The sequence below is a fragment of the Streptomyces sp. TLI_105 genome (assembly GCF_900105415.1).
In the GTDB taxonomy this organism is placed as follows: domain Bacteria; phylum Actinomycetota; class Actinomycetes; order Streptomycetales; family Streptomycetaceae; genus Streptomyces.
In genome coordinates this window covers 8,320,306-8,333,049 of sequence record NZ_FNSM01000001.1, presented here as the reverse complement: position 1 = coordinate 8,333,049, position 12,744 = coordinate 8,320,306, and the positions used below count along the sequence as shown (strand labels likewise).

Here is a 12,744-nt window from a genome sequence, read left to right as displayed (position 1 = left end):
ACGTACAGGGTGCCGTCAGGGGCGACCGTGATCCCTTCGGGTGGCACGCCCGCCTCACGGGAGACGACGTAGCGGTCGGGCAGGTCCCGCGCGGCGGCGCGGGGAACGGGTGCTCCGGCGCCGGCCGTGAGCAGCAAGGCGGCCGCGGGGCAGGCGGTACGGACGGGAAGGCGGCGCATCGGCGCGACCTCCGTGGGGATGCTGCGCAAGACGAAGGAGACGAGAGGAGCGTGCGGCGCCCTCGCGCGGAGCGCAGTGCCTTTCATCCCTCGTCGAAAGGGCCCGACGGCCGGATATTCGCTCGTCCTGATCCGTCTTCCCTTCACCGCCGACGATCTGTGCCGGGTCACGCTCGCTCCGGCGGCCAACGCGCTGGCGGAGACCGTGCTGGGCGGGGGGCGGGGGCAGACGCGTCATGCGCGGTCCGCGGCCCGAAAGTGGCACCTCTCCCCGCGCGGGGGTCCTGGTGTCCGGGCCGGTGTGCTCACCGAGTTGGTCGCGGAGGACGGCTTCGTACCGGGCTTCCTGCTGCGGCCGGGATCCACGACCTCTCCGGCGGTCTGGAGGCGGCCGCGGCGACGCCCGTGGAGCGGCCGGCGCTCGATCCGGGATCCCGAAGGCGGCGACCGTCCTCGTCCACCCCCTGTACGAGGCGGCCGGCGGGAGTGCCGCCGCCGACGAGCGGCCGGAGGCGCTCGCGGTGCTGCTGGGCCGCACCCGGGCCCGTGTGCCCGCCCTCCTGCGCACCCCCGCCACCACGACGGCGCTCGCCGAACGCGCCTCCGTCTCCTGCGTGGCGGCCGGCCACCGCAGGGGGTCTTGCGGGCCGCGGGGCTGATCGACACCGTCCGCACGGAACGGCCGACCTGCACGGCCTCACCCCTCTCGGCCGCTCCCTGCCGGTCGGAACCGCTCGGTGACACCCCACCGCGCTCGGGCATTCACGTGCGGTACCGGTGCCGTGAGGGCGTGGTCAGACCAGCAGGACGATCGCCAGCGCGCCCGACGCGTCGACGACGCCGCACCATTCCGACCAGGCGCGGGGGACGACCCGGCCGGTGCGGTGGTGCGAGAGGTCCCAGAGGGCGTGGGCGAACCAGCCGACGGCCACGACGTACGGCGCGGTCCTCCCGTCCAGGAGGAGGACCACCGCGGCCCACGCGCAGAAGACGACGAGACCGGCGGTCTGGACGGTGAGCGCCCGCCGGTCGCCGAGTTCGCCGCGTACGGCCCCGAAGGCCAGGTAGCACAGCGGCATGACCACGAGGAGGGCAGCGAGGAAGGAGGCGGGCGGGAGCCCGTCGGCGAAGGTCGCCAGGGCGAGGGCGAGCGCGAGCCAGGTCGGCCAGCGGTGGGCGAGGAAACGGATCGTCGTCATGCGACCCACTGTCCGGCGCGAGACCGCTCCGGTCGCCGGCTCGCTCCCGGGATGTCCGCCGTCTTGGGCTGGTGGTCCGTGCGGACTAGGGTCGACGCATGGGGGATCGCGCTGAGCGGGTGGTGGCCGTCGTCGGTTTCGAGTCGGCCGAACTCCTCGACATCGCCTGCGTCACCACGGGCCTGGCCCTCGCCAACGCACTCGGGGACCCCGGTACGCCGTACCGCGTGCGGGTGATCGCCCCGGGCGGGGCCTCCATCCGGTGCGGGACCGGACTCACGCTGGCAGGTGTCGAGTCCCTGGAGCGGACGAAGGGGCCGCTGGACACGCTCGTCGTCTCGGGCGGGCTGGGTGTCGAGCGGTTCACCGCGGACCCCCGCCTCGTCGGCCATGTCCGGCGCCTCAGCCGCGAGAGCCGCCGGGTCGCCTCCGTCTGCACGGGCGCGGCCGTGCTGGCCGCGGCAGGTCTCCTCGACGGCCGACGGGCCACCACCCACTGGCAGTTCGCCCCGCACCTGGCGAACGGATACCCGGATGTACGGGTGGACCCGGCGCCCCTGTGGATCCGCGACGGCAACGTGTACACGTCGGCCGGCATCACCAGCGCGCTGGACCTGACCCTGGCCTTCATCGAGGAGGACCACGGCCCGGAGCCGGCGCGCCGGGTGGCCCGGCACCTCGTCGTCCACATGCAACGTCCGGGTGATCAGCGCCAGATGAGCGTGTTCACCGCGGCACCGCCCCCTCGCGAGGACACCGTCCGCGTCCTCGCTTCCTACATCGCCGCGCACCCGAACGACGACCTGAGCACGCCCGCCCTCGCCGCCCGCGCCGGAATGACGCCCCGCCACCTCACCCGGCTCTTCACCCGATGCCTCGGGGAACCGCCCGGCCGGTACGTCCGGGGCGTACGCACGGAGACGGCCGCACACCTCCTCCTGTCCAGTTCGCTCCCGGTGGCGTCGGTGGCCGCCCGCTGTGGCTTCGGCACTCCGGAGGCCCTGCGCAAGGCGTTCCTGGACCGCTATGGCGTCTCCCCGTCCCGCTACCGCAGCGGGGCCGGGCATCGCCGGTGACGGCATCGCCGCACTTCAGGAACCCGGTTGGTCCTGCCCACCGATCGGCGTCCCGGACGCCGCGACTTGGACGTGGAGCAAACAGCCGGCCGGGGCACATCCGACGGCCGCACGCTGCTCATGCGCAGCACAGTGGCCCCACCCGACAGCCGGCCCGCTCCTGATCATTCCCAGCGCTTCCTGTCCCACCCCCGTCCCCTCCACCCCAGGACTGCCCGGGCCAAGATCCGGTCCACTTCCGGACCAGCCCACGCCAAGGATCCGCACACGCAGAAGGCTCCCCTGCCCGCGAGGGGAAGAGGAGCCTTCTGCGTGTGCCTGCTGGGTCTGGGGTCAGGCATGACGATGTCGGTTGCCCGTGACGAGGCGGTAGAGGGCGAGAAGGATCACCGAGCCGATGACGGCGGCGATCCAGGTGGAAAGGTCGAAGAATCCGTCGATGGCGTCGACGCCGAAAATCACCTTGCCGAGCCAGCCGCCGAGCAGGCCGCCGACGATGCCGATGAGCATGGTGATGATGATGCCGCCCGGGTCCCTGCCCGGCATGAGAGCCTTCGCGATCGCGCCGGCCAGCAGGCCGATGAAGATCCACGCGATGATGCCCATGATGCGCCTCCGATTCGTCGCCTGAGAAGTTCGTAAGCTTCGCCTGCACCGATCCGGCGCCGCCAAACACCTCTTTTCGAACGGGCGCACTGAAGCCTCCCCGATCCGGGCACGGATCTCAGGGCACGCCGGAACGGAGGAGGGTCCCCCGCCGGCGGGTTCGGCGCGACGGCCCACCGGTCGTCGCCCGATGCCACGAGCCGCATCAGGTGAGGGCGTTTCAGGTGAGGGCGTTGACGCAGCGGTCCGGACCGAAGAGGGCCGGCGGTCGGACCGGATGGCCAGGGATACGGGGAGGGCGTCGTGGACGCGGTGGGCTGCCCGGGCAGGCGGCCCGCCTCGACCCCGAGGGCGTCCGGCTCGTCGCCGGCCGCCACCCGGTCCGGACCGCCATTGGCCGGAAGCGCCCGCTTCCGCGATCAGTCGGCCCTGGCGGGGACCGGCAGGCCTCCAGCTCCATGAGCCGCCGCACGATCACGGCCCGGTTCGCCCATGGGCAGGGCCTCGTGACGACCCGCCGGTAGCGGCCGGGCTCCACGGCGTGGCCGTCCTGGCCCATGCCCAGCCGGATCAGCAGCGGTTTCCGCCCGGGGCGGTCTTCGGGGACGTACGTCATGGACGGGATCGGCGGCGCGCATAAACGCGTCGGCGCAGCCGGAGGACGACCACAGCGTCACCACCAGGCCGGCCACGGCCGTCATGGCCCCGCCCCTGCCGGCGTTGTCCCGCAGGGCCGCCACGGCCTGCTCCAGCACGTCGCCGGCCGGTCCCGGTGCCAGAGAGAGCAGGCTCTCCATCACTCTGCCGGTCGCCCTCCGGTCGCTGAATCCGAGCAGCTGGACGAGGGCCACCCGCAAGGAGGCCCAGGGGGAGGCCGGCCGGCGAGTCGGAGGCGTGCCTCGACGGCGGGGGTTGGACCGGCGGCCTCGGGAGCGGGCGTCTCGGGAGCGGCACTCCGGGTCCGGACGGAGCCGCACGACAGCGCGCTCCGGGTCGCTTCCCGCCACGGCGTCAGGCGGACGAGTCGTCCGGGCGCCGCTTCCACCAGCGGGGGCGGGTGCGAGGGCGGACGGCGCGCCCCAGCCGCCGGCCGACGAGCACGTAGCCGAGGAGCGCTCCCGTCGTGTTGAGGAGGACGTCGTCGATGTCGAAGGCACGTCCCGTGATGAGCGCGCCCTGCACCAGTTCCACGAGCAGCATGGTGGCCGCGGTGACGAGCGCGACCCGAAGGAATCCGCGTGTCTTGCGGGACAGCAGCGGCAAGAGGATTCCGAAGGGAACGCCGAGGGCGATGTTTCCCCCGAGCTGCTTGACGGTCTCCACGAAGCCGGGCTGGTGGAGGTAGTTCTCGATCGACCGGCCCGGTGTCAGATTGCTGCGGGTGAGGGGTACGGATGCCGGCGAGGCCTCCAGGGTGAGTCTGGCCAGGACCACGGCGAACGCCACCATGCCCGCGAGGGCCGTCAGGGTGACCAGCGCCCGCACCAACCGCCCCGGGCCTCGTCGGACCGGGGCCGCCGGCCTCGCCTTCGGCGCTCTCGTACCCGGCTCCGCCCCGGCTGCTCCCGTCCCGGCCCGCTCGGCCCCGGCCGGCTCCGTCCCGGCGGGCGCCGCCGCTGCCGTCTTGCCTCCCGCCGCTCCGGCCCGTCTCCCCCACGCTCTCCAACCGATCATGCGCCTCTTCCTCCTCTGGACGCCCGCGTGCGGACGGACCCCGCGTACCCGGGACGAGGTGGCCGCATGCCGTGCGATTCATCGAGGACCTCACGTCTGACACTCCCCTCTCAGGAGCATCAACCCGTACCAGTACAAACGGAGTTGGGAATGGGAGGCGCCGAGGCGGGCACCAGGCGACCATGGGAGAAGACACCGAGAACAGACCCTCGCCGCCCTGCCGGACGAAAAGACGCTCCGGAGGGAAGTGGCGCCTCGTCATCGTCGCCCTGCTCGTGCTCGCCGTCGCCCTCATGCTGATCGGCCAGTTCCTCAGGATCCCCGGTCTGGACGTCTTCGGGACGCAGGTGAAGGACCGCTCCGGTCCCGCCGTCCTGAAGGCCGTCCAGGACCTGAGCCGGTACGAGGGCGCGGCGGGGACCTACCAGGTGGTGGTCGACCTGGAGCACGACGCGCGGTTCCTGCCGGACTCGATCCGCGGCACCCGCACCCTCTACGTGGCGAGCGGCAGCGTCGGCGCCTACGTCGAACTGGGCCGCCTCGGGGACGGCACCGTGACCGTCGACGCGGACCGGACCGAGGCCACCCTGCGCCTGCCGCACGCCAGGCTGGCCGCTCCCGCGCTCGATCCCGAGCGCTCGTACGCCGTCTCCAAGCAGCGTGGTCTGCTCGACCGGCTGGGCGACCTCTTCTCGGACAACCCCGCGAGCGAGCAGGCCGTCAACGTCCTCGCCGCCCAGCGGATCAGCGACGCCGCCCGCGAGTCCGGCCTGACGTCCCGGGCGGAGCGGAACACGACCGAGATGCTTCGGAAACTCCTGCTCGGCCTCGGCTTCGAACGGGTGACGGTCACCTACGCATGAGCGGGATCCGCGCGGGTCACGCCCTGGAGGCGCACCGATCAGCGCAGGAGGCGGCGGGGCCTCGACCGCTCCCCACGCGCCGCAGCGCTTCAACGGGGGGCGGCGCGCAGGCGGCCGGCCGGATCAGCCGGTTTCGAGCATGCCCTCGCGCAGGCATGCCCTCGCGCAGGCTGTCCCCGGCCTCGTCCTCGCAGCGCCGACACCGCGCCCCGCCACTCCTGTCTGACGTCGACCCAGAACACCTTGGGCTTCCCCGGCGTGCGGCTTCTGCATCGGCGTTCCCCACGCAAGGAACGGCTCCGGCATCCCTGTCTCTCCCCCGTAGCCCCGCCCTTCGGATTCGTGGCGGAGGAAGGCGTTTCGGCGTCGTGTTCGCGGTCAGTCGGACCCTCGAACGTGGTCCTGGACTCGGGAGGGTTCCGTCGTGCCGGTCGTGCTGATCCTGGTGTTCGATGTCGGTGTGGCGATGACGTGGTGGAGCATCGCGCCTGTCCGCGGCACGGCGCGGCGGGGGGGCCCGGTGACGGCCGGTGGTCGGCCCCGGCTCGTGCGGGCGTGGGATCAGTTTCCGCTCGTGTGATGCGTGCGGACCCACAGGGGCAGGGCGAACCAGCAGACCAGGTACCAGACGAGGACGGCGGAGACCAGCCAGGGCACGTACGGGTCGTGCGTGGCCACCCTCAGGATGAGGAACAGCGCGGCCGTCAGCGTCGCGAGGAGGAGCAGGATGCCGGTGAAGGTGAGCCGGGATGCCCAGACGACGGCCTGGGGCTTGACCCGCCGTCCGGACACGATCCGGTGGACGGAGACAGGACCGATCAGCGCACCCGTCGCCAGCGAGCCGAGGATGACGGTGACGAGGTAGATCGTCTTGTCGGTCTGCTCCAGATCGTGGAAGAGCGGAGTGAACACCACCGTGAGGAGGAAGCCGAGGAGGATCTGGACGCCGGTCTGAGCGACTCGTATCTCCTGGAGGAGTTCCTGCCAGCGCCGGTCCGCGCGCTCCTCCTCGGTCTCGCCCCGCCCGTCCGTACCGGTGCAGGGCTCCCCGGCGTTCCCTCCGCGCCGCTTCTCGCCCTGCTCGTCCTTCGGCGTGGCACCGCCGTTTCGTTCGTCCATGAAGATCCTCCTCAGGAGTGTGGGGCCGGAGCGGACCCGCCCTCTCCGGCGATGAGCGCCCGGCGCGGAGAGGGGCTCTCGCGCCGGGCACCGCGGTGTCCCGGGGCGCGTCGGGGCACCTCGCCCCGGACGCCGGCGCACGGCCGCCGATCGGCCCGTCCTGCGGTGGAGGGGCGGCGTGCGGGTGGCCCGCACACAGGTGCCGACGACCTACGGCAAGGGGAACCCGCGGATCGTGCCGCGTGAGCGTGTCCGGTCGTTCAGCACCCGTGTGCCCCGGTGGCAGGGACCCATCCCCCTTTCGGCGACACAAGGGGGCGCCTTGGCGCATGTGCTGTACTTGATCGGCCGGTAAGACAGCCGGTCCGGGGTCAAGGATCGGGTCCTCCCTCATGGCGGGGGGGGGAGGCAACGGCGACCTGCCCCTCGGGGCGCTGCCCGGCCTGACGCAACGCCCGGAACCGACGACGGCGAAAAGAGCGACCTGTCAGGCCATCGGCCGGCCCCCGTGTCGTGTCCGCCGACCGGCCTGCTCGCCCGCGTGCTCCCGTGCGAACAGGCGACCGCCCCGCATCGGAAGAAACCCCGTGCGGGGCGGTCGCAAGGCCGCCGGCCTGCGGCGGGGGCCGCGGGCGGGCGGTGAGGAGGCAGTCCCATGCACACCTCCAGCCGCCCACCTGCCGCTCAGGCGGCCATTCCAGATTTCCCAGGACACATCAGGGACGCGTCGGGACCCGAGTGCCGACCGGCGCGAGGACCATGGGGCCGATACGTCACGACGAGGCTCGGAGAGCACGCGGGAGGGCCCTCCGGGATCTCGTGGACGACGTCGGCGACGCGCCCCGAGGCGGTCCGCGGTGGCGGAGCAGGGCCGGAAATCGTCACGACCGAGCGGGGCGGGCCATTGCCCCGTACGACGGCGTGGGCCGGACGGAAACTCGTCCGGCCCACGCCGTCGTGTGCCACTGGGCGCTCCCGGTCCCGCGGACGCGGGTCTGCGCCGTGCGTCGGATCCTCAGACCGATCCGCGCCAGGCGCCCGTCTCCCGGCCGCCTCGCTCCTCGATGAACGACTTGAACCGCTTGAGGTCGCCGGTCACCTTGCGCTTGACGAACCCGAGCTTGTCGCCGACCTGCTCCGTCAGCCCCTCGGGGGCGAAGTCCAGCTGGAGCATGACCTTCGTCCGGGTCTCGTCGAGACGGTGGAACGTGACGACACCGGCCTGTCGCGCCTCGCCCTCGACGGTCGTCCAGGCGACGCGTTCGTCCGGGATCTGCTCGGTGACGACGGCGTCGAACTCACGACGCACACCGCCGATCTCCGTGACCCAGTGGGTGAGCGTGTCCGTACGCTGCTCGATCCGCTCCACGCCGTCCATGAAGCGCGGGAACGTCTCGAACTGGGTCCACTGGTCGTACGCGGCGCGGACCGGGACCTCGACCTCGACGGACTCCTCCACCTTCGACATGTCAACACCTTTCTCCTAGACGAGGCTTCCCTCCCTTTCCGGGACGGATTGCCATGATTCGCGTAACCCGTCCTGGGGAGCTCACACCTCTTCGGCGGACACCGGACGCCTCCCGTGTCACTTGAGGGTCCCGGGCCTTCCCCGCCCCGGTGCGCTACGTCGGCAGGGGCACGGAACTGAGGGGAAACCCGGGCCACGGCTTGTCAGATGACGCCCGCGCCGCCCGAGAAGGGTCCGCCGGTGCGGTAGTACTGGCTGATCTCCTCGCGGTACTGCCGGTCGGCGAGGTGCTTGTCGGAGACGAACTCGGGTGCGTCCTTCACCTGTTCCCTGGACAGGGCGAGGTGGACCGTGTGCTCCTCCAGGTCGACGCGGGTCACCGTGCTCGCCGGGATCAGCACCTCCTTGCCGAAGATCCAGACGCCCGTGTCCACGACCAGATAGGCGTCGTCCACCTCGTCGGAGTGCTTGTCCACCTTCCCTATGTGCCCGTCGGACGCCTCGACCCGCCATCCGGTGAGGTCAGTGCCCGCCAGGTGGCCGGACTCCGTGCTGTAGGACCAGAGATGATCGGTCATCGCTGTCACTCCTCTGTCGCTGTGCGTCGTGTACGTCGCGGCACCGAATGTGCGTGCCGCCTCAGAGCAGGTCACGCCGGTCGTCGTCGGTGACCGTGGGCGCCACGGGCGGGACCACCATCCGGCGGCGGCGAAGAACGCTCGTGTAGACGGCGGTTCCGAGGAAGCCGACCGCCATAAGGATCAGACCGACCAGATCGAGGTCGACCGCTTCGAGCTCCCAGTCGGACGCGAACGTGAGGACCGCCCCGACGGCGATCATGATGATGAACAGTCCCAGACCCATGGTTGGTTGCTCCCTCCCGTACGGGTTGGACAGCGTCCGCGTACCCGGGTCTCCAGGGATCATGTCGTTCTCCCCGGGCGCGGTCGGAGCCTGCCCTTGCCGGCAAGGGCAGGCAGGCGCTCTCGCTCCTTTCCCCTCCCTCCGGGGGATGGTCATGGACGGACGGGGCACGCGTCAGCCGCGAGCCCGTCCACGCGTCAGCGGGCGGCACACCCGCCGATCGGCCCGTCGGCAGAGGCCGACCACACCCCCGGGGAGCACCGATGCAGGTCCGCGCGAGGCCCTTCCATCCGGATCTCATACTGAAGACCCACGCCGTCGCCGGCCGCTACCGGCTCGACCGTCTCCTGGGCCGCGGCGGCTCGGCCGACGTGTACGAAGCGCTGGACCTGCGGCTGCGGCGCCCGGTGGCGGTGAAGGTGTTCCGCCCCGAGGACGCCCGCCGGACCCAGGCGCGGTGCGGCGAGGAGGCCCGGATCCTGGCGCGCATGCAGCATCCCGGCCTGGTGACGCTCTACGACGCGGGCAACGACGAAGGCCGGCCCTATCTGGTGATGCAGCTCGTCCGGGGAACGACCCTGCAACGGCGCATGACCCGCACGGTCCTCGGGCACGCCGAGACCTGCCGGATGGGGACGGTCCTGGCCTCGGCCCTCGCCCATGTGCACGCCCGTGGGGTCGTCCACCGCGACGTCAAACCGTCGAACATCCTCCTGGACCGCACGGGCGCCCCACACCTGTCGGACTTCGGCATCTCCCGCTGCTTCGACGGGTCCGCGGACTTCGCGCCCGAGGGCGACGGCACGCTCGTCGGGACCGCCTCCTACATGGCGCCCGAGCAGGCCCTGGGCCGGAACGCGGGGCCCGAAGCCGATGTCTACAGCCTCGGTCTGGTGCTCCTCGAAGCGCTGAAGGGCGAGACGGAGTACGGAGGAGCGCCGCTGGAGGCGGCGCTGGCGCACCTGGACCGCCCTCCGGTGCTTCCGCCGGGTCTGCCGGCGGAGCTCGCCGCCCTGCTGACGGCCATGACCGCCCGGGCCCCCGAGGCCCGGCCCGAGGCGGCCGTCTGCGCCCGTGTCCTCGCCTCCCCGCGAAGGGCCGGACGCGCCTCCCCCGCCGCCCCCGGACGCGCCTCCGGGGACGGGCGGCCTGCTCGCCATGTCCCCGAACGACCCACCGGACCGGTCGGCGCACGCACGTCCGCCCGCTCCCTCGGTGTCGGCCGTTCAGGGCGCCCCGTCGGCACGCGGGCCGTGGCGGCGACCCTGGTCGCCCTCGGTCTCACGCTGACCGGTTCCCTGGACAGCGCCCCCACCCAGGAGACGGCACCCCGGGGCGCGGCGGCTCCCCGCCCGGGGTCGGCGGACGGTGCCCGGACGATCGCACCGGCACCACTCGTACCGCGCGCGGACGATCCCACCCGTTCCTCCGAGGATTCCTGACGCTCCATCATGAAGTCGGTCCACAGGCTTCCACGATCCGGAAGAGCCTCCCGGCCCGGCGGATCGAGATGGTGTGGGGCGACGCCGACGGGCAACCCGGAGTGGCAGAACACGACGCCCGGTAGCACTCGCCTCCGAGGGAAGGAAGGCGAACACGGCGCCCGGCATCCGGACGTACGGGGAGACCGCGTCCCATGCGGCACATCTGGACCTGGCCGGGTACAGGGTCGAGGCCACGGACGGGTTCGTCGGCACGGTCGACACGCACGGGCCCACGGCCGGCCGCGGCCATGTCGTGGTGAACACGGGTCCCTGGGTCCCTGACAGACGCGCCATCGTTCCGGCGGGGGTCGTGACCGCGGGCGATCCGGACACGGAGACGCCCCGCATCGGCTCTTCCCAGCAGCGGATCGAGCCGGCCCCGCCGTTCGAACCCGGCCCCGCCCACGACCGGGACGCCGAGCGGCAGCACCGGATGAGGCTCGTCACTGCTGCCTGGCGCTCTCCCGACGGACGATGCCCGCGGGAGCGTCCCGCCCTTTCGACGCGGGGAGGGTCCCATGACCGCACTGCCGGCCCGCACCACGCGATTCGCCCGCGACCCTCAGGGCCGCAGCACGGCGGCGTCCGGCCGCCGGGCCGCCACGGGCCTCCGTGGACGCGCCCCGGCGCAGCGCCTCCTCGACAAGCTGCGTGGCCGCTGCTGACGGCTGCTCACCCGGCCCGGCGGTGCGGACCGGGGAGTCGAGCACACCGCCGGGGACGGGGATCCGGAGTCAGGTCTTCACGGCCGTCAGGTGGACAGGAGACGGTGGAACAGGGCGCGGTACTGGCACAGCGCACGGCGCAGACTCTCCGTGTCGGCCTCCAGCCCCTGGCTCCACTGCCCCTCCAGGGCGTGCCGGTGCCGGGCGAAGGTGTCGGCCAGGGTCCTCATCACGTCCCCGACGAGCACGTCCGCCGCATGGACGGCCTGGCGGGGGTCGTCGACGAACCGGCCCTGGACCTCGCGCCAGCGCCCGCGGAAGGCCTCTTCCTCCGCGGCGCCGAGCAGGTCCGGGATCTCCTCGTCGTCCGCGCCGACGTCGGGTCGTGCGGGGCGGACACGGTCCGGCCGGTGTTCCGCGGCACCGGCGCCGGGCGCGTGCCGCTGTGGAACCTGCGAGGCGGGCGCGGCGTGACGGGCGTCGCCGCCCTGGCCGGTGGCCGCCGGGCCGGTGGCCGCCGGGCCGGGCGGCGCGGAGGGCAGGGGTGGCACGGAGGGCACGGGCGGGTCCTGGGGCGCGGACTGCGGTGCGGGCCTGTGCGCGGGCGTTGCCTGCCGGGGCGGCGCCTGCCGGGGTTCGGGGCGCTCGTCCACCGGGTCGGGGCGGTGTCGCCGGCTCGTCGCCCGAGTCTCGCGCTCGGACGTGTCGTGGTGTCGCATCTCTCCTGCCTCCACGTCAGGACCGGCGGGTGCCGGTCGGCTCGCCGACGGCGAGCAGGTCGTCGAAGAGGGTGCGGTAGCGCATCATCGCGCCCCTCATCTGTTCGGTGGTGGCGGACTTGGAGGTGCTCAGCGCGTGGACCTCCAGGGCCGCCCGGTAGTGCTCCAGCGTGCGGCCGTGCCGCACGGACAGGTCGCGCATCCGCTGCTCGTACCCCTCGTCGGGGTAGCCGAGGTCTCGTATCAGCTCCGCCACCAGCTCGTCGGCGTGGTGGACCGCGGCCTCGGGCCGGTCCACGAACTCCTCCTGGACGCGCATCCACCGTCGGGCGTACTGTTCCCGCACCTCACCGGGTACGGGCGTGATGTCCAGGTCGTCGAAGCGCCGCGCGCGGGCGTCCAGCTCCCGTTCCGCGGCCCGTCTGCTGCCGGTCGCCTCGACGGCCCGTTCGTACTCGGGCCCCGAGTGGTCGCGCAGTCGCGCTCGCCGCCGACGGTCCACCGCCACGCCGGCGACGAACCCCATGACGACGACCGCGACGACGACCAGGACGATTCCGGTCGACATCGGCTCTCACCCTTTCGCGTTCCCTCGCAGAGTCGCGCTGTTCCGTCCCGGCCCTTCGGGGCCCAGGACACATGGAAATCCGCGTGCCCCACGGCCTCGAACACAAACAGGCCGTCAAGAGACAGACAGGGAAGGGCTGGGGTCGACTCCCCGGCCATCCGCGCCGAGCAGGTTGCCGGCCGACACACTCCGCCGCGCCTTTAGGCGCGGCCTCCGGCGTGCCCGACGGCGTCGGACGCCGGACCCCGTGCGCAGCGATC

Annotated in this window: 15 protein-coding genes; 6 read left to right on the top strand and 9 right to left on the bottom strand. The window is 72.8% G+C overall.

What is annotated here, in order from left to right; all coding sequences use genetic code 11:
• The first annotated feature begins 700 nt into the window (after positions 1–700).
• A complete protein-coding gene (locus BLW86_RS42670; protein ID WP_218138036.1) occupies positions 701–838 on the top strand; it encodes a hypothetical protein in 138 nt (45 codons plus the stop codon).
• Between the two features lie 135 nt (positions 839–973).
• Here the strand turns inward: BLW86_RS42670 and BLW86_RS37930 are convergent, their stop codons facing one another.
• Positions 974–1,378 (bottom strand): hypothetical protein, encoded by a 405-nt coding sequence (locus BLW86_RS37930; protein WP_093878221.1) that lies wholly within the window; start codon positions 1,376–1,378, stop codon positions 974–976.
• Between the two features lie 98 nt (positions 1,379–1,476).
• Here BLW86_RS37930 and BLW86_RS37925 point away from each other — a divergent pair, with 98 nt between their 5' ends.
• Positions 1,477–2,454 (top strand): GlxA family transcriptional regulator, encoded by a 978-nt coding sequence (locus tag BLW86_RS37925; RefSeq protein WP_093878220.1) that lies wholly within the window; start codon positions 1,477–1,479, stop codon positions 2,452–2,454.
• Between the two features lie 333 nt (positions 2,455–2,787).
• On the opposite strand, the gene BLW86_RS37920 is transcribed toward BLW86_RS37925, so the two are convergent.
• The gene (locus BLW86_RS37920) at positions 2,788–3,060 is read right to left on the bottom strand and encodes a GlsB/YeaQ/YmgE family stress response membrane protein (RefSeq protein ID WP_093878219.1); all 273 of its coding nucleotides are present in this window, start codon (positions 3,058–3,060) and stop codon (positions 2,788–2,790) included.
• Between the two features lie 1,011 nt (positions 3,061–4,071).
• Positions 4,072–4,545, bottom strand: a complete 474-nt coding sequence (locus BLW86_RS37910; protein WP_371129687.1) for a VanZ family protein — start codon at positions 4,543–4,545, stop codon at positions 4,072–4,074.
• A 371-nt stretch (positions 4,546–4,916) separates the two neighbouring features.
• On the opposite strand from BLW86_RS37910, the gene BLW86_RS37905 reads away from it, so the two are divergent.
• Together BLW86_RS37905 and BLW86_RS42330 are read left to right on the top strand one after the other, a co-directional pair.
• Positions 4,917–5,597: a DUF4230 domain-containing protein gene (locus BLW86_RS37905; protein WP_093878217.1), complete on the top strand. Its 681-nt coding sequence runs from the start codon at positions 4,917–4,919 to the stop codon at positions 5,595–5,597.
• Positions 5,598–6,021: 424 nt separating this feature from the next.
• On the top strand, positions 6,022–6,177 hold the full coding sequence (locus tag BLW86_RS42330; RefSeq protein WP_177181877.1) for a hypothetical protein: 156 nt from the start codon (positions 6,022–6,024) through the stop codon (positions 6,175–6,177).
• Here BLW86_RS42330 and BLW86_RS37895 read toward each other — a convergent pair.
• From BLW86_RS37895 to BLW86_RS37880, 4 genes are all read right to left on the bottom strand, one after another.
• A complete protein-coding gene (locus BLW86_RS37895) occupies positions 6,159–6,716 on the bottom strand; it encodes a DUF6328 family protein (protein WP_256341585.1) in 558 nt (185 codons plus the stop codon). The two genes, BLW86_RS42330 and BLW86_RS37895, sit on opposite strands and share 19 nt — an antisense overlap.
• A 1,015-nt stretch (positions 6,717–7,731) precedes the next feature.
• Positions 7,732–8,184, bottom strand: coding sequence for an SRPBCC family protein (locus BLW86_RS37890; RefSeq protein ID WP_093878216.1), 453 nt, complete (start codon positions 8,182–8,184; stop codon positions 7,732–7,734).
• Between the two features lie 203 nt (positions 8,185–8,387).
• On the bottom strand, positions 8,388–8,762 hold the full coding sequence (locus BLW86_RS37885; RefSeq protein ID WP_093878215.1) for a ribosome maturation factor RimM: 375 nt from the start codon (positions 8,760–8,762) through the stop codon (positions 8,388–8,390).
• 61 nt (positions 8,763–8,823) lie between these two features.
• On the bottom strand, positions 8,824–9,048 hold the full coding sequence (locus BLW86_RS37880; RefSeq protein ID WP_093878214.1) for a DUF6458 family protein: 225 nt from the start codon (positions 9,046–9,048) through the stop codon (positions 8,824–8,826).
• Between the two features lie 263 nt (positions 9,049–9,311).
• On the opposite strand from BLW86_RS37880, the gene BLW86_RS37875 reads away from it, so the two are divergent.
• Entirely contained in the window at positions 9,312–10,490 is a 1,179-nt protein-coding gene (locus BLW86_RS37875; protein WP_093878213.1) for a serine/threonine-protein kinase, read from the top strand.
• 560 nt (positions 10,491–11,050) lie between these two features.
• On the top strand, positions 11,051–11,197 hold the full coding sequence (locus tag BLW86_RS42325) for a hypothetical protein (protein WP_177181876.1): 147 nt from the start codon (positions 11,051–11,053) through the stop codon (positions 11,195–11,197).
• 86 nt (positions 11,198–11,283) lie between these two features.
• Here BLW86_RS42325 and BLW86_RS37870 read toward each other — a convergent pair whose 3' ends face one another.
• Both BLW86_RS37870 and BLW86_RS37865 read right to left on the bottom strand, forming a co-directional pair.
• Complete coding sequence (locus tag BLW86_RS37870; RefSeq protein WP_218138035.1) at positions 11,284–11,916, bottom strand: hypothetical protein; 633 nt, start codon at positions 11,914–11,916, stop codon at positions 11,284–11,286.
• Positions 11,917–11,932: 16 nt separating this feature from the next.
• Positions 11,933–12,484, bottom strand: coding sequence for a hypothetical protein (locus BLW86_RS37865; RefSeq protein ID WP_093878211.1), 552 nt, complete (start codon positions 12,482–12,484; stop codon positions 11,933–11,935).
• Between the last annotated feature and the right edge of the window lie 260 nt (positions 12,485–12,744).